Source organism: Klebsiella sp. DY2415, assembly GCF_026314315.1.
In the GTDB taxonomy this organism is placed as follows: domain Bacteria; phylum Pseudomonadota; class Gammaproteobacteria; order Enterobacterales; family Enterobacteriaceae; genus Klebsiella; species Klebsiella ornithinolytica.
In genome coordinates this window covers 2,875,490-2,892,201 of the sequence record NZ_CP111115.1, presented here as the reverse complement: position 1 = coordinate 2,892,201, position 16,712 = coordinate 2,875,490, and the positions used below count along the sequence as shown (strand labels likewise).

At 58.5% G+C, this 16,712-nt stretch carries 15 protein-coding genes and 1 pseudogene; 12 read left to right on the top strand and 4 right to left on the bottom strand.

Annotated features, from left to right (window positions below; all coding sequences use genetic code 11):
* Positions 1 to 3: 3 nt before the first annotated feature.
* Positions 4 to 891 carry a LysR family transcriptional regulator gene (locus OQV00_RS13650; RefSeq protein ID WP_004861613.1) on the bottom strand — a complete coding sequence of 296 codons (888 nt, stop codon included), beginning with the start codon at positions 889 to 891 and terminating at the stop codon, positions 4 to 6.
* A gap of 113 nt (positions 892 to 1,004) precedes the next feature.
* On the opposite strand from OQV00_RS13650, the gene OQV00_RS13645 reads away from it, so the two are divergent.
* The 12 genes and pseudogenes from OQV00_RS13645 (at position 1,005) to pptA (ending at position 11,829) form a co-directional block, all read left to right on the top strand.
* Entirely contained in the window at positions 1,005 to 1,403 is a 399-nt protein-coding gene (locus OQV00_RS13645; RefSeq protein WP_004861615.1) for a (R)-mandelonitrile lyase, read from the top strand.
* A 116-nt stretch (positions 1,404 to 1,519) separates the two neighbouring features.
* The gene (locus tag OQV00_RS13640; RefSeq protein WP_004861618.1) at positions 1,520 to 2,065 is read left to right on the top strand and encodes a P-loop NTPase family protein; all 546 of its coding nucleotides are present in this window, start codon (positions 1,520 to 1,522) and stop codon (positions 2,063 to 2,065) included.
* 105 nt (positions 2,066 to 2,170) lie between these two features.
* A complete protein-coding gene (locus OQV00_RS13635; protein WP_015584404.1) occupies positions 2,171 to 3,172 on the top strand; it encodes an MsnO8 family LLM class oxidoreductase in 1,002 nt (333 codons plus the stop codon).
* On the top strand, positions 3,169 to 4,290 hold the full coding sequence (locus OQV00_RS13630; protein WP_065906479.1) for a M20 peptidase aminoacylase family protein: 1,122 nt from the start codon (positions 3,169 to 3,171) through the stop codon (positions 4,288 to 4,290). The genes OQV00_RS13635 and OQV00_RS13630 overlap by 4 nt, the downstream gene beginning before the upstream one ends.
* A gap of 52 nt (positions 4,291 to 4,342) precedes the next feature.
* Positions 4,343 to 6,610, top strand: a pseudogene (locus OQV00_RS13625) (NtaA/DmoA family FMN-dependent monooxygenase).
* Positions 6,611 to 6,621: 11 nt separating this feature from the next.
* Positions 6,622 to 7,131, top strand: coding sequence for a GNAT family N-acetyltransferase (locus tag OQV00_RS13620; RefSeq protein ID WP_004861630.1), 510 nt, complete (start codon positions 6,622 to 6,624; stop codon positions 7,129 to 7,131).
* Positions 7,132 to 7,140: 9 nt separating this feature from the next.
* Positions 7,141 to 8,070, top strand: a complete 930-nt coding sequence (locus OQV00_RS13615; RefSeq protein WP_004861632.1) for an amino acid ABC transporter permease — start codon at positions 7,141 to 7,143, stop codon at positions 8,068 to 8,070.
* Complete coding sequence (locus OQV00_RS13610; protein ID WP_004861634.1) at positions 8,054 to 8,830, top strand: amino acid ABC transporter ATP-binding protein; 777 nt, start codon at positions 8,054 to 8,056, stop codon at positions 8,828 to 8,830. The genes OQV00_RS13615 and OQV00_RS13610 overlap by 17 nt, the downstream gene beginning before the upstream one ends.
* Positions 8,827 to 9,720 (top strand): transporter substrate-binding domain-containing protein, encoded by an 894-nt coding sequence (locus OQV00_RS13605; protein WP_064357085.1) that lies wholly within the window; start codon positions 8,827 to 8,829, stop codon positions 9,718 to 9,720. The genes OQV00_RS13610 and OQV00_RS13605 overlap by 4 nt, the downstream gene beginning before the upstream one ends.
* Before the next feature lie 324 nt (positions 9,721 to 10,044).
* Positions 10,045 to 10,701, top strand: coding sequence for a hypothetical protein (locus tag OQV00_RS13600; protein ID WP_064357084.1), 657 nt, complete (start codon positions 10,045 to 10,047; stop codon positions 10,699 to 10,701).
* Between the two features lie 215 nt (positions 10,702 to 10,916).
* Positions 10,917 to 11,534, top strand: a complete 618-nt coding sequence (locus OQV00_RS13595) for a glutathione S-transferase family protein (RefSeq protein ID WP_004861641.1) — start codon at positions 10,917 to 10,919, stop codon at positions 11,532 to 11,534.
* 67 nt (positions 11,535 to 11,601) lie between these two features.
* Positions 11,602 to 11,829 carry a tautomerase PptA gene (pptA, locus tag OQV00_RS13590; protein ID WP_004861642.1) on the top strand — a complete coding sequence of 76 codons (228 nt, stop codon included), beginning with the start codon at positions 11,602 to 11,604 and terminating at the stop codon, positions 11,827 to 11,829.
* Positions 11,830 to 12,037: 208 nt separating this feature from the next.
* Here the strand turns inward: pptA and OQV00_RS13585 are convergent, their stop codons facing one another.
* From OQV00_RS13585 to OQV00_RS13575, 3 genes are read right to left on the bottom strand one after another with little or no spacing between them, the layout of a single operon-like run.
* Positions 12,038 to 13,642 carry a carbohydrate porin gene (locus OQV00_RS13585; protein ID WP_266278739.1) on the bottom strand — a complete coding sequence of 535 codons (1,605 nt, stop codon included), beginning with the start codon at positions 13,640 to 13,642 and terminating at the stop codon, positions 12,038 to 12,040.
* Between the two features lie 44 nt (positions 13,643 to 13,686).
* Positions 13,687 to 15,069, bottom strand: coding sequence for an MFS transporter (locus tag OQV00_RS13580; protein ID WP_266278737.1), 1,383 nt, complete (start codon positions 15,067 to 15,069; stop codon positions 13,687 to 13,689).
* A 25-nt stretch (positions 15,070 to 15,094) separates the two neighbouring features.
* Entirely contained in the window at positions 15,095 to 16,666 is a 1,572-nt protein-coding gene (locus OQV00_RS13575) for an alpha-L-rhamnosidase-related protein (protein ID WP_044351475.1), read from the bottom strand.
* Positions 16,667 to 16,712 lie beyond the last annotated feature (46 nt).

Here is a 16,712-nt window from a genome sequence, read left to right as displayed (position 1 = left end):
AGTTCAAAGACGGAGGGCGTCCACCAGCAGGCTGAAGGCCGTCGTATGCTGGCGGCGGCTGGGGTAGTAGAGGTGATAGCCGGGGAAGGCGGGAGTCCAGGCCTCGAGGACCCGGATGAGTCGTCCTTCCGCCAGCGCCTGCTGCACGCTATCTTCCGGGACATAGGCCAGACCCAGCCCCGATTCCGCGGCATCAATTCGCTGCGGCAGGCTGTTTAAGGTAATTTGTCCTTCAACCCGCACGCGGACTTCGTGATCGTCCTGCGCAAACTCCCAGGCATAGATACCGCCGAGGGTCGGCAGGCGCAGATTAATACAGCGATGTTGTGCGAGATCGTAGGGCGTTTGCGGGATACCGTAGCGCTGAAAATAGGCCGCTGAACCGATTACCGCCATGCGCATATCGGGCCCGATGCGCACGGCAATCATATCTCTGGCAACCTGTTCACCCAGACGAACGCCGGCGTCATAGCGGCCGTCGACAATATCGGTCAGGCCGTTGTCCACGGTGATTTCGATATTGATCTCCGGGTATTGCAACATGAAGTTTTTCAGCGCCGGCCAGAGCACGGCGCTGGTGGCATGCTCGCTGGCGGTCAGGCGGAGGTTACCCGCCGGACGGTCGCGGGTATCGCGCAGAGCGTGAAGCTCCTGTTCTATCTCTTGCAGGTGCGGACTCAGGCGCTGGAACAACTTTTCGCCCGCTTCGGTAGGCGCCACGCTGCGGGTGGTGCGGGTCAGCAGCCGCACGTCGAGCCGGGCCTCGAGGTTGCGCATCGCGTGGCTGAGGGCGGACTGGGAGACGCCAAGCTGAGCGGCCGCACGGGTGAAGCTACGCTCGCGGGCGACCACCATAAACGACAGCAGGTCGTTAACGTTATCTTTTAACATCACTTTTCCGGATTAATGAATTTCGTTCATGGTTCCTTTCTGATTTTGCAGTCTAATCCTCGTTGCCAGATTGCGCTACTTTGAACAGACACGTCATGTTGAGAGGAACAGAAATGAACATTATTCGTAGCGGCTCACAGCCTTCGAGAAAGGGGCCGGATAGCTGGTTTACCGGCGATGTTCGTATTGATGCGCCGTTCCAGGCCAGCGAGCCGGCAAAAGTGGGCGGTGCGACGGTCACTTTTGAACCCGGCGCGCGTACCGCCTGGCACACCCATCCGCTTGGTCAGACGCTGATCGTCACCCAGGGGCGCGGCTGGCTGCAGGAGTGGGGCAAAGAGCCGCAGGCGCTGAATCAGGGCGATATTGCCTGGATTCCTCCGGGCGTAAAACACTGGCACGGCGCCAGCAGCGAGACCGCCCTGGTGCATATTGCGATTGCCGAAGCCGAAAACGGCAGCCCGGTAAGCTGGCTGGAAAAAGTGACCGACGACCAGTATCCGGCAGGCTAATCCCGTTGGCCCCGCGTCCGGCCCGAGCTACCGGCCGTGTTCCGTGGGGCAGCCGGTAGCGCCGTTGGGCTTTTTCGGGCTATGATTCTCAGCGGCGCAACGGCTGGGAGACAGCGATGAATATCAACGTAGTGGGGACCAGTGGCGTCGGCAAATCGACGCTGGCGCGAAGGCTCGCGCAGATCTTGTCCGTTCCCTACATTGAGATGGACAGGCTTTACTGGCGCGCGGAGTGGCAGGGCGTGCCGGATGAGGTGTTCTTCGCCAGGGTGGTTGCAGCCACCGAGACTCCCGGCTGGGTGCTGGACGGCAACTACAACCGCAGCCGCCCGGTTAAGTGGCGCAATGTCGATCTGGTGGTGTGGGTGGATTATGGTTTCGCCCGAACTCTGCGCCAGGCCATCTGTCGGGCCATCTCCCGGGCAAGCAGCGGTCAGGAGCTGTGGCCGGGAACCGGCAACCGTGAAAGCTTCCGTCGCGCCTTCCTCAGCCGCGACTCGATTATCTGGTGGACCCTCAAAACCTGGAAGAACAATCGCCAGCGTTATCAGTCTGATATGACCGACCCGGCGTATCGGCACATCCGCTTTGTACGCCTGCGTCACCCGCGGCAGACCGAGGATTTCATCCGTCAGCTGCAGCGGCAGGTGGCGCCGCGTTAAGTGCGTATATCTATTTTCCGGCAGAGTACATGTAAATAAATTGTTTCTCAGTGGCCGCGGCAGATTCTAATAATGCAGGCATGTTAATTAATACGAGCCTGCGAAATGTCTTATCGAATCAGTATCCTGGATAAAAGTCCGCTGGCGGCGGGAGAAACGGCCGCTCAGGCGCTGACGCGTACATTAACGTTGGCGCAACAGGCGGAAGCCTGGGGCTATCACCGCTTCTGGATTGCCGAGCACCACAACACCGATCAATTAGCCAGCCCGTCGCCGGAAGTGGTGATTGCCTGGATCCTCGGCCAGACCCGGCAGATTCGCGTCGGATCCGGCGGCGTCATGCTGCAACACTACAGCCCGTACAAAGTGGCGGAAAACTTCAACCTGTTGGCCTCGATAGCGCCTGGCCGCGTCGATCTTGGCGTCGGAAAAGCGCCGGGCGGCCTGCCGCTGGCAACGCGGGCGCTGCAGCAGGGGATTGATCCGGCGGAGAAGGGGACTTTTGCCGATAGCCTCGCCCAGCTGGATAACTGGCTGTCGCTCACCGATGCCGCAGGGGAAGAGAACCTGCGCGCCACGCCAATCCCGCCGCGTCGCGCCGACGGCTTCCTGCTCGGCGCCAGCCTGGAGAGCGTTCAGCTCGCCGCCCGGCTGGACTGGAATTTCGTTTTCGCCGCCCACCTTAACGGCGACAAAACGCTGCTGCGCGAGGTGTTAACCCGCTGGCGGGCGCTGAGTCGCCGCGACGCCATCATCGCTATCCAGGTCATTGTCGCTGAAGAGAGCGCCACGGCGATTGAACTGGCGAAGCAGATTGAAATCTGGGGCGTCGAACTGGAAAACGGCCAGCGGGTGACGGTAGGTAGCGAAGCGCAGGCGGCCGCCTTTGCCCGTCAGGCCGGAAGTCCGCCGGTGCGCATCGCCCGCCGCGAGGCCTCGCTGCTGGCGGGAACCGCAGACGAAGTAAAAGCGCAGCTCGACGCCCTGCATGCCGCCTGGCATATTGACGAATTTATCATCGACACGCCGATCGCCGAGGGGCAGGCGCGCCTCGACTCACTCCGCCTGCTGGCTCAGGCCCATCTTGGCGCGGAGGTGTTGCCATGAGCTTTGAACAACAGCTGATTAGCTGGCGGCGCGAGCTGCATCAGTATCCGGAACTTTCGTTGCAGGAGGTGGCGACGACGGCGCGCATCCGCGACTGGCTTGAGAGCGGCGGCCTGCGGGTGCTGCCCTACGCGCTGAAAACCGGCCTGGTCGTCGAAGTGGGCCGCGGCGAGAAGATTATCGCCCTGCGTGCAGATATCGATGCGCTGCCGATCGCCGAGACCACCGGCCTGCCGTATCGCTCGCAAAACGAAGGGGTGATGCACGCCTGCGGCCATGATATTCACACCAGCGTGATGCTGGGGGCGGCGCTGCTGCTGAAAGAACGCGAAGCGACGCTCCCGGGACGAGTACGGATTCTGTTCCAGCCGGCGGAAGAGAATTTTGGCGGGGCGAAAACCCTGATTCGCGCCGGGGCGCTGGAGGGCGTCTCGGCGATCTTCGGTATGCATAATGAACCCGGCCTGCCGCTGGGCGAGTTCGCCACCCGCGGCGGGGCGTTCTACGCCAACGTCGATCGTTTCGTCTTTAAGGTCACCGGCAAAGGGGCGCATGCCGCCCGACCGCACGAAGGCAAAGATGCGATTTTGCTGGCCAGCCAGCTGGTCACCGTCCTGCAGAGCGTGGCCAGCCGCGAGGTGAATACCCTCGATTCGGTGGTCCTGAGCGTAACGCGGATCCAGGGGGGCAATACCTGGAACGTGCTGCCGGAAAGCGTGGAGCTGGAAGGTACCCTGCGTACCCACAGCAGCGAGGTGCAGCAGCGGGTCAAGGCGCGGGTCAGCGATATTGCCGCCGGTTTCGCCAGTGCTTTTGGCGCCCAGATAGATGTGTTCTGGTACGCCGGTCCCACGGCGTTGGTCAATGACCCGCGCTGGGCGGAATTTGCCAGCGACGTTGCCGCTCGCTCCGGCTACCGCACCCGCCATGCGGATCTGCATATGGGCGGCGAGGATTTCGCCGTCTATCTACAGCATATTCCCGGCGCGTTTGTCAGTATCGGCAGCGCCAGCGAATTTGGTCTTCACCACCCGGCCTACAATCCGGATGACAACTTAATTGCCCCGGCGGCCCGCTATTTTGCGGCGCTGGCGGAGCAGGCTTTAGGCCAGATCTGACGCCTGAGCGTTCGGGCTTCTGTTTTTATTTTCGGCAAGGAAAGGGGTTGCTATGTCTGAAAAACGACAATTGCGTCTGGGCACAATATTACACGGCGCATCGGGAAATATGTCCGCCTGGCGTCATCCGGCCGCGCAGGCGGATGCCAGTATTAATTTTGAGTTCGTTAAGCAGACGGCCTTAAAAGCCGAAGAGGGCAAGCTGGACTTTTTATTTGTTGCCGATGGTTTATATATTAATGAGAAATCTATCCCGCATTTTTTAAACCGTTTTGAACCGCTGACCGTGCTCTCGACGCTGGCGGCGGTCACCCGCAATCTCGGGCTGGTGGGCACCTTATCGACCTCCTACAGCGAGCCTTTTACCACCGCGAGGCAGTTTGCCAGCCTTGACCATCTGAGTCAGGGACGCGCGGGCTGGAACGTAGTGACCTCGCCGCTGGAAGGATCGGCAAAAAACTTTTCGCGCGCGCAGCATCCTGACCACGCGCTGCGCTACCGTATTGCCGATGAATATTTGCGGGTGGTGAAAGGATTATGGGATTCCTGGGAACAAGATGCCTTCGTCCGTAATAAAGCTACCGGACAGTTCTTCGATAAAAATAAGCTGCATACCCTCGACCATCGCGGTGATTTTTTCCAGGTTGCCGGCCCGCTCAATATTTCCCGTACGCCGCAGGGGCGGCCGATTATTTTTCAGGCCGGGGCCTCCGATGACGGTAAAAAGCTGGCGGCCCGCCATGCCGATGCCATTTTTACCCATCAGGCGTCACTGGCGGAAGCGCAGGCGTTTTATCGAGATGTGAAGCATCAGCTGGAGGCCTGCGGTCGTCAGGATAACCAACTACATATCTTCCAGGGCGTCAGCGTGATTGTTGGTGACGATGCCGACGACGTCGAACAGCAATACCAGACGACCGCCGCGCTGGTATCGATTGAGGATGCCCTCAACTACCTCGGACGCTATTTCGAACACCATGACTTTGCGCAGTATCCGCTGGATGAACCGTTCCCCGATATTGGCGACCTCGGGAAAAACAGCTTCCGCAGCACCACCGATGAAATTAAGCGCAATGCGCGCGAACGTGGACTGACTCTGCGCCAGGTCGCGCTGGAAGCCGCCAGCCCGCGCCCGCTTTTCGCCGGTACGCCGCAGGAGGTCGCCGACGGTTTGCAGCTCTGGTTTGAACAGCGAGGGGCCGACGGTTTTATCATTCAGGGCGGCACGCCGGATACCTTCCCGCGCTTTGTCGATCGGGTGGTGCCGATTTTGCAAGCGCGCGGGCTGTTCCGTCGGGAGTATCCGGGAACGACGTTGCGCGAAAGCCTGGGGCTGACGCAGCCGGTTAATCAATTCCAACAACAATAACAACAGAGAACGCTCGCTATGCAGAAAAAGTCACTTTTACTGGCCCTTGCGCTGGGTTTCAGCGCGCCATTATGGGCGCAGGACGTCAATATCAACGGTACCGGCGTAAGCGTGGAGGCCAATAAAGCGCCGGTGCACACGGCCAAAAATCCGCAGGCGATCGCCCGGCTGCCGGCGAATTATCACCTTGCGGTACCGGGTAAATTTACCGTGGCGGTCGCGGCGCTGAACTCGCCGCCACTGACCGTCTTCTCGGACGACAACAAGACCCTGCTCGGCAGCGAAGTCGATATCGCCCGCCTGGTCGCCGACAGCCTGGGGCTGGAGCTGAACGTCGTGCCGACCTCCTGGGAGGACTGGCCGCTGGGCGTCTCCTCCGGCAAATATGATGCCGCGATCAGCAATATTACCGTCACCAAAGAGCGCAAAGAGAAGTTCGACTTTGCCACCTATCGTAAGGACTCGCTGGGTTTCTACGTCAAGAGTACCAGCCCGCTGAGTAAAATTGACCAGGCGGAAGACATTGCCGGGCTGCGGATTATCGTCGGCTCCGGCACTAACCAGGAAGCCATTCTGCTGGCGTGGAATGCGGAAAACCTGAAAAAGGGGCTGAAGCCCTTTACGCCGGTCTACACCAAGGATGATGCCGCCCAGACGCTGGCCATTCAGTCCGGTCGCGCCGACGCCTTTTTTGGCCCGAACGTGATCGGCGCCTGGAAGGCCGCGCTGACCGGGAAGACCAAACTGGTGGGCAGCGTGGACGGCGGTTGGCCGAAAGCGGCGCACATTGCAGTTACGCTGAAAAAAGGCAGCGGGTTGGTTGAGGCCGTGCAGACGGCGTTAAACGGCGCCATTCAGAACGGTGACTATGGCAAAGTGCTTACCCGCTGGGGGGAAAGCGTGGAGAGCATCCCGCAATCCGAAATTAACCCGGCTGGGCTGGGCGATTAACAGGAGGCAATATGAGTGCAGCATTTCGCGATATCTCACCTGAAGCGCCGGAACTCCAGCCGATTATTCACGGCCTGTTCGCCGAATACGCGTCGCGCTATGGCGACTATTTTTCTCGCGATGCGGAGGTTGAGCTGACCGAGTGGTATCTGCCGCCGCAGGGGCTGTTTATCGTCCTTGAACGTGAAGGCGAAATTATCGCCACCGGCGCCTATAAGCCGAAGGACAGTCATACGGCGGAAATCAAACGCATCTGGACCCATTCGGCCCTGCGCCAGCAGGGGCTGGCGGCGAAAGTGGTACAGGAGCTGGAGCGGCGGGCGGTTTTGGCAGGTTACAGCCATATCTACCTGACGACCGGCTTTCGCCAGCCGGAAGCGGTCAGGCTCTATCTGAGTCAGGGGTACGACGCGCAGTTTGACCTGGCACGCAACCCGGAAGAGTACAGCCAGCCGCCATTTGACGGACGGTTACGGTTCACCAAAGCGCTGGCAGTAAGCGTTTTAAGCCGCAGCGCCTGAGGAGAGAACATGAACAGATCGGAAACGATTAAAGTGATCCCGGCGCGCTATCCGCTGCGCGCCGTTGGCGCGGTGGTGGCGCTGCTGGTGCTGGCGGTCGTCGTGCAGTCGGTAGCCTTTAACCCGCGCTGGGAGTGGGCGGTTTTCGCCCGCTGGTTCTTTGACCCGGTCATTCTTGAAGGGCTGGGACAAACGCTGCTGCTGACGCTGCTGGGTACCGTCCTGAGCGTGATTTTTGGCGGACTGCTGGCGCTGGCCAGGCTCTCTTCCTCGTGGCTGCTGAGCAGCCTGGCCTGGGGCTATATCTGGCTGTTTCGATCGCTGCCGCTGATTGTGGTGCTGATCATCCTCTACAACTTCTCTTATCTGTATGACACGCTATCGCTCGGTATTCCGTTTACCGGGATCAGCTGGGGGAGTTATCAGACCATCAATGTGCTGGGGCAGTTCTCCACCGCGGTCGTGGGGCTGACGCTGGTGCAGAGCGCCTATACCGCGGAGATCATTCGCGGCGGTTTCCTCGGCGTTGACCACGGTCAGTATGAGGCGGCTGCGGCGCTGGGGCTGCCGGCGTGGCGGCGTACGCTGCGTATTATTCTGCCTCAGGCGCTGCGCACGATTTTACCCTCTGGTTTCAATGAGATTATCAGCCTCGCCAAAGGGACCGCGATGGTTTATGTGCTGGCGATGCCCGAGCTGTTTTACACCATCCAGATGATTTACAACCGAACCCAGGAGGTGATCCCGCTGTTGATGGTGGGGGCCGTCTGGTATCTGGCTATCACCAGCGTCCTGTCGCTGATTCAATATCTGGTGGAACGCGCCCTGGCGCGCAGCGAACGCCGTTCGGCGGTCAACTCGCCGCGCCGGGCGCGCGCCGATGAATCCTCTCGCCAGCCGCAGAAACCGCAGGAGGCCATTCATGCCCAACTCTCATAACGGCCATATTTCGATTACCGGCGTCAGTAAGTATTTTGGCCGCCATAAAGCGCTGGATGATGTCTCGCTGGAAATTGCGCCCGGCACGGTGACGGTGATCCTCGGGCCATCCGGTTCGGGGAAATCAACCCTGCTGCGTGCCATAAACCATCTTGAGCGAGTGGATGAAGGGTTTATTCAGATTGATGGCGACTACATTGGCTATCGGCGCCAGGGCGATAAGCTCTATGAGCTGAAGGAGAGAGAGATTCTGCGCCAGCGCGTTAACGTCGGCTACGTCTTTCAGAACTTCAACCTGTTCCCGCATCTGACGGTGCTGGAAAACCTGATTGAAGCGCCGATTGCCCACCGGCAGGCGAGCCGCAAAGAGGCCATCGCGCGCGCTTATGAGCTGCTGGACGTGGTGGGGCTGCGCCACAAGGCCGAGGCCTGGTCGCGCCATCTCTCCGGCGGCCAGCAGCAGCGTATTGCCATCGCCAGGGCGCTGGCCCTCAAGCCGCGAGTGCTGCTGTTCGATGAACCGACATCGGCGCTGGATCCGGAGCTGGTGGGCGAAGTGCTCGATGTGATTAAAAAGCTGGCCCGCTCCGGTACCACGCTGGTGGTGGTGACGCATGAGATTGGTTTTGCCCGCGAAGTGGCCGATCAGGTGGTGTTTATGGTCGAGGGGAAAATTATTGAGCAGGGCAGCAGCGATGCGGTGCTCAATCATCCGCAGCATCAGCGTACGCGGCAATTTTTATCAAAGGTGCTGGCATGAAAAAAAGGATAGTCGCCCTGGCGCTGGGCGCGCTCTCTGCGGGAGCGCAGGCGGAAATCGATCTCCGGGCGAATGAACGGCCGCTGCCGGTAACGGTGGACAACGCCGCGATCGCCAGGATCCCGGCCAGCTATCGCTTTGTTGAACCCGGTACGCTGACGGTGGCGATTTCAGCGCTTAATTCCCCGCCGCTGGCGCTGCTGGCCAGCGACAACCGGACGCGGATCGGTAGCGACCCGGATATTGCCCGTCTGCTGGCCGGCAGTTTAGGCCTCAAGCTGAAACTGGTGCCGACGGCATGGGAAGACTGGCCGCTGGGGATCACCTCCGGGCGCTATGACGTGGCGCTGGTCAATATCGCCGTCACCGAACCGCGCAAAGAGAAGTTCGATTTCGCCACCTATCGCGTCGATTCGCTGGCATTTTCGGTTAAATCCACCAGCGCCATCGACAAAATCAGCGGTGCGGCGGATCTCTCCGGGCGGAAGGTGATCGTCGGATCCGGCACGAATCAGGAGCGCATTTTGCTGGGCTGGAACGGGGAAAATGAAGCGGCGGGACGTCAACCGGCTTTGCCGATCTATTTGACCGATGACGCCTCCGGCAACCTCTATATTCAGTCAGGGCGCGCCGACGTCTTTTTTGGCCCGCAGTCCACGGCAGCCTATAAAGCGGCGCTGACCGGAGCAACCAAAGTGGTTGGGCTGGGGCCGAAAAAGGCCTGGGTCGCCACCACCACCAAAAAGGGCAATGGCCTGGTGTATGCGTTGCAGGCGGCGCTCGATGGCGCCATTGCGCGCGGAGAGTACCAGCAGGTGCTGGCGCGCTGGGGCGAACAGGGAGAGGCGGTGACACAATCGCAGGTGAATCCGCCGGGCATTACCTACTAAAAAAACCGCTGTTTCGCCGGAGTACGGGGCGAAACAGCGGGGGATTATTATTGATAGCGACTTTCATCGCGGTGTTCAGCAATCGGCAAAGATGATGTCAATGTCACTTTATGCGTTGTGTGGCGGATTTAACTTTCGGCAACGTATTTAATATGATAGCTGCACCATCATTTTCAGCTCGCCGGTTTTTAATTCCAAAGATAAATATGATGATGACGATTTTGATTTTTATCAAAATCCGTATATTTTTCGTGTGGTTAATATTTTCACTCCGCGGTTCTGCTGGGACCATCTCTTTACATCAATAATCATCAAGGGATTGAAGTGAATATATTATCAGAAGTTATTATACCCTTATCGGGCGTGGTGTTTCCTGCTGTTGTCGCATTCATTCGCGCTGTTTATAATCGCTGGGGAGAAGGCAGGAAGCTTCATCGTGACAGTCAGTTTGATAAAGTGAATGTGGAAAAGCGCCTGGCAACGTTTCGCCGTATTAAACAATTGAAAAATAAAAACGATCTTACCCCGTTTGATTTACTGGCTATCAAGGCGTTATATGAAGGTATCGGCATAAGATATCCGGTGACCATCAGCCATAAAATTCTTGAGTATATTGCCAGCAACAATATCGATTTCAATGAGCCAACCCTGAATAGCTTTCTTCGGATGTCGAGGCTGCTGAATGTTACGGATTCAGGCGTGACGCAACCGTCCAGTAAAAGGAAAAAGGCGCGCCGGGAGATAGTTATTTTCGGCGGGCTGATGATTGCCGCTATCATATACGGATTCTTTATGTCGGTGCCCGACGTGGTAGCCGAAATGTCAGGCGCGGCCGCGGTAGCCTGTTTTGTCGTTTTATTTCTTGTTTACCTGGCGATGTTTATTCTGATTGTCAGTGCCGTGGTTAACAGCTTATATGACATTCAGTGTGCCAAAAAATTCTGGAAGACATTTTCACCCTTTCTCAATCGTCAGCCATGAATATTGCTTGCAACGCCGCGAGTATTCTGCGGATAAACGGTAAGGTATGAGGTATTGAAAAGCAGGGCGTCGCTACGCTAAACGTAGCGCTACCGGTCAAAGATCATCGCGGATAACGCCTGTTCTGTAGCATCTTGCGCCGTACTGCTGGCCGGATCTCCAGCATGTCAGCCCGATTTTGTGTCTAAACTTAAGCTTTATCGTGGAGGCAGATGATGATTACTGTCTATGGCGTTCCCGGCTGGGGATCGGCGATCGGTGAGCTGATGCTGACCCTCGCCAACATTCCTTACCATTTCGTTAACGTAGCAGGCTTCGACCAGCCGGGGCCGCAGCGCGATAGCCTGATGCAGATAAACCCGCTGTGTCAGGTTCCCACTTTGCGACTGGCGGATGGCAGCGTGATGACCGAAACCGCCGCGATGGCTCTGATGATCCTCGATAGCCGTCCGGATCTGGCGCCGGCGCCGGGCACAGCGCAGCGCCATCAGTTTCAGCGTCTGTTGATCTGGCTGGTGGCCAATGTTTATCCCACCTTTACCTACGCCGATTATCCGCAGCGCTGGGCCGCCGATGCGGCGGAGCAACTGCGGCAAAACTGCATCCGCTATCGTCAATCGCTGTACCTGTGGCTGGAGCAGCAGCTGGCGGCGGCGCCTTATGCGTTGGGGGCGGAGATAACCCTGCTGGATTGTTATATTGCGACGATGTGCCGCTGGGGTCCGCGGCGGGAGTGGTTTTCCGCCCATACGCCGAAGTTTGTCGCCGTGGCTGACAAAGTCTGTCAGCACCCGGATCTGCAGCAGGTACTGCGTGACAACGAGTTGATTTAAAGCACAAAAGGCCAACCGACTGACTACCGCTATGCTAGTTTATTGCTCTCACAATAAGGAGCCTGCTATGCCGCATGTTGATATTAAATGTTTTCCCCGCGAACTGACCGATGATCAAAAAAGCGCCCTGGCCGCCGACATTACCGAGGTGCTGATCCGCCATCTGAACAGTAAAGACGGGGCGGTGAGCGTCGCCCTCAATCTGGTTGAGCAAAGCGACTGGCAAAAAGTCTGGGACAGCGAAATCGCCCCGCAGATGGAGCAGCTGATTAAGAAGCCGGGTTACAGCATGTAATGGCGAACCTTTCCCGGACAGTGATTGCCGCACCTGTCCGGGCTACCTGTCAGCTGGCCGCTGCCAGGCCCGTCGCCGTGGCGGTCTGTTGTCACGGAGTACGGTTTTAAAAGGGTGCGGAAGTTGTCGCCCGGGCGATGCTGTGCAGGGTCCGGGCGACCTGTTTTCTGCAGATCATCATCCGCAGCAGCGGCCACGGTTTTGCCGATTAGAACCAAATCTCCGACTGGATGCCGAAGTTCCAGTTCCCCCCGGCGGTAAAGCCTTTGCTGCCAAAATCATCGTTGATAGCGTAGTGATCCAGCGCTTTGTCCCAGTTCATCCACGTTACGAAGAACCGAATTTCCGGGCGAGCCTTGATATCAAACACATCGCCGACCTTAAACGTCGGCGCAAAGGTCAGCTTATAGAAATCGCCGCTCACCGCCTGATACTGGTACAGATTGTCGTTATAGCGGTAGCTACGCCCGTCAGGATTCAGGTCCATATACTGCCATGACGCTTCGTACAGCAGAGCGAAGTTACGGGTCAGCGCCTGCGAGACGCGCAGGTTGAAGGTCGCCCAGTCGTAGCGGTCGCCGTCGCGGTAGCGGTTTTCACTATGCTGGGCAATCACCGATGGCGCCAGCTGCCAGTTTTTCCCCAGCGGTAAAATGCCGTACGAGGCAAAACGTAACGATTTGGCGTTCTCGGTGAGGTCGCCGTCGCTACCGGGCTGCCGCGCCTCGGCGCCCAGTCCGCTGCCGTACTGCAGAGCACTTTCCGATACTCCCGGAGCCAGACTGTAGAACCGCTCTTTGTCGTGATACGCGAGCATCGCGTAATAGCCATTTTTCGCCGTATTGTCGCTGCGCAGAGCGTAGCTGCCGGTGGTGGAGGTATTATCTTTCAGCGAATCATTGCCCTGAGCGGTCATCGCGGTGGTCATCAGCTGCCATTTTTGCCAGAAGTGGTTTGCCGTAAACATCAGGTTCTGAATGTCGTTATCTGCGTAGTTATCGCTTCCCAGGTCGCCAAAATTACGCGCATAGAGCGAATAATCGCCGCGCAGGCTGTCGCCCCAGTTGACGTCGTAGATCCCGCCGCCGGTGCCGCCAAGGAACATGATATCGCTGTCGGTAAAGTGGATATCAAAGTTATCGCGGTCAAAGCGTTTACCCGCCCAGATCGACGCGTGCTTAAACGGTCCGGAGAAGTCGGCGAAGTTTCCCATCTCGACGTACAGCTGGCGCACGTTCAGATGATGGCTGTCGTTATCCTGTACCCACGGGTCTGGGTTGGTCGCACCATCGGCCAGCATCGTTTTGAAGCGTGCCCACGACCCGTCGCTGAAGGTCATCTTCTTGCCAAAGCTTAGCTCGACGTAGTTATCCTTTTCATTGCCAAGACGGCCAACGTGGGCATCACCGTTGAGCGAACTGGCCGGAGAGATCCCCGGGCCGCCGCGTGCGCCTTTGCCGTGGCTGTCAACCAGCATCCCGGCGCGGGCATAGGCATTGAACTCAAACCCGTCGCTTAGGCTGCTCTTCGCCAGCTGCTTATCGGTCGCCTGCTGTTTTTGTTCGGCCACCGCGGTTCTTTGGCTCAGGGTCTGTATCTGTTTTTCCGCTGCCGCCGCACGTTGCTCGGCGGCGGTGGTCCGTTGTTCCGCCTGTTGCACCCGGCGGTTTGCTTCTCCCGCCTCACGTTCGGCATGGTTCAGGCGAGCCTCCAGCTGCGCCAGCCTTTGTTCGACAGAAAGCGGCGTGGCATCGGCGGCGAAGGCCGAAAAAAGGGCGCAGCAAACCGCTGCGCTTATCACAGAGATGCGCATATCAATCCTTATTTATTCCAGAGGTAGAACGGTGCAGGGGCGCCTTAGATGGCGTGTTTTTCTCCTAAAGCCACCGACGGGTCGGGCGGCGCGCGGCGCCCTGCATCGAGGTCGGCGCGAATCTGTTCGTAATGATCGTCAAGGCGATAGAAGCGCCCGATCCACAGCATTGAGGCAACGATCAGCAGCGCCGGGATGTAGAGATAACAGGCTTTAATCGCCAACATTGCGCTGTCGCTCTGTACCTGGTTAGCGATATAGCCGCCGGAAGAGAGCAGCACGCCGGTGATCGCACCCGCGCCGGCCATCGCCACTTTCCCCAAAAAACCGTTGATGGAGGTTAAAATCCCCGCCGTATTGATGCCGGTTTTCCACACGCCGTAATCCACGGGATCCGCCTGCATGGAGAAGTAAATGGCCGTTCGCTGACCGGCGCCGAGGGACAGTACCACCGCCCCGGCAATCAGCCCCCAGCTGTTAGCGCCGGCCGCCATCATCATGCCCATACCCATGAGGTTAATCGCGCTCGCCCACAGATAAACGTGGCGCTTTTTCATCCGGCTGGCGAGCAGCGGAACGGTGAGAGTGCCCAGCAGCGGGACAAACGTGGAGATCCCGGCAACGATCGCCGTCAGATCGTTATTGCCAACGTAGTAGTGGAAGAAATAGACCAGCGCCCCGGTCTGGAAGAAGAACGCCCCCCACATCAGGAAAATGTTCACCGCGAAGACCAACCAGGGACGATTGGCGCGCAGGCTGACCCACGCACGTTTTAAGGTCATCCGTTCTTCGGTGATGCGGATGTTTTCTTTGACGTTACGGAAGCTCACCAGCAGGAAGAAGGTGGCCATCACGCCGAAAACCACCGCGGTATAGAAGAAACCATCGGCCTGGCTACCGTTGCCCAGCGCCCCGACCAGCGGTAGGGTAGCGACCGCGACAATCGTTGCCCCAAGTGAGCCCAGCAGAATACGCACCGCCGATAGCGTGGTGCGCTCCCGCGAGTCGTTGGTCAGAAACGGGAGCATCGCGCAAAATGGAATATTGACCAGGGTGTAGAGAAACGACAGACACAGGTAGGTCACAAAGGCGTAGAGCAGCTTACCGGTGGTGCCAAAATCGGGCACGTAGAAGGCCAGAATACAGAGCACACCGAAGGGTACTGCGCCAATCAGCAGGTACGGACGGCAGCGCCCCCAGCGGGTGGCGGTATTATCGATCACCAGCCCCATCAGTACGTCAGCGACGCCATCAACCAGACGGGTGACGAGGAACATCAGGCCGACATAGTAGGCGGGAAGGCCCATCACATCGGTATAAAAGAACATCAGATATAAAGAGATCATCTGCCACACGAGGTTGCAGGAGAGGTCGGCGATGCCATAGCCAATGCGCTGCCGCCATCGGGTAAAGAATGTTTCTGCCATAAAATGCACTCGCTTATTGTTGTTGTTAAAGTCCGTACTGGCGAATAAACCAGGCCGGGGTACAGCTCCACGCATGGCAATAGCTGTTGATCAGTTTGCTGCCATAAGGGGAAAACTCAGGATCCGCCGGGTCAAAAATTTCCCAGAAGGTATCGGCGCCGTAGTTGATCATCGCGCCCCAGTAGGCCTTGATTTCGGCAATGGCTTCTTCACGGAGCCCGCACTGCAGCAGGGCGGCGATATAGTGATGGCGCAAATAGGGGGTATTCATGGCGATGGCCGGCGGATGGCGTCGCAGGTTATGCATGATCTCCCGACGCTGCCCGGCGCTACCGACTTCCGCCAACACCAGCCAGATCTGCGAGGCCCAGGAGACCTGGCGCTGTGCGCCGCTGACGTAAAATCCCTGCTTCTCATCCCACAGTCTCTCCTGTACCGCTGCGCAGAGCTGCTGCAAACGGGCGCGGTAGTCCGGCACCCGCTCAGGCTCAAAGCGCTCGGCCAGCCGGATGGCGCGGCGCAGGCAATAGATCAGCACGCCCTGAGCCGCGGCTTGTTTATTCAATGATGCCTGCCAGTCGATAAAGACCCACCAGTCATCGCTATCGCGCACCAGGCCAGACGCTTCGCAGCGGGCCAGGGCGAGGTCGATTTGTCGACGCGCCGTCGGCCAGAGTTCGCGAGCGGTTTTGTCATCTTCGGTACTGTGCAGATAGTTATAGAGAATGTCGGCAAAAAAAAGAGAGTAATCAAAGAGAAAGGTATCATCAGCCAGCACGTCCGGCTGGACGAAAACGTTGGCTGACACCATCCCGTCTTCCCGGGTATGACCGGCAAACAGGTACAGACAGCGGCGGACCAGATCGTGGTGCGCGAAGGTAACATCATTGACCAACGCCTGCAGGCGTAAATCCCCGAGCCACAGGCGGCGGTCACGTTTCGGACCATCTTCAAACACCTCCTGCATACAGTTCTTCAGAGTCAGGACGGCAACCCGGTCAATAGCCTGAAGCTGCGGATCGGTGGTCACCGCCGGCGGGCAGGTTTGCGTTGCTGACGTCACGGCATTGACCTGGATCTGGTTGAGACGCAGGCGGAATTTCTCCGACACCGCCTTAACCTCCACTTTCAGGTAGCGAAAGCAGTAGCGGCGTGGCAGGTCGACGGCGGCGGGCAACACGTCAAGCCACAGGTCCTGCTGCTGCAACCAGCTGCTGCTGAGCCAGCCCTGATAATCGCTGAAGGGTTCGCACACTTCGCACAGGGTTTCGCCGAAGGTCAATTGCAAATGGGCCGGGGCGTCGGGGGGGCTGCCGGCGCTCAGACAGGTGAAGTGCAGATAGCCGACGATGTGGCTGCCGAAATCGATGATCGCACTGTCACCGCTGGTCAGTTCACGCCGGGAAAAGTCCGCTAAGGTGCCTACTTCATCCCCGCGCCAGCCGAACAGGGCCTCGGGGTCGGCATGGGCTTGTATCACCGCCATCGGCTGGCGCGACTGGCTGCGCAGTACGGGTCTGAGCGCTTCGGCGGTACGTAAAAAATGCGGGTGGCGGGTCATCGCGACCTGCGCGTTGCGTTGAATGGCCTGTGACATACTGCGTCCTCTGAGTTGATTTTCACGCAGCATAAGATGTCGACGC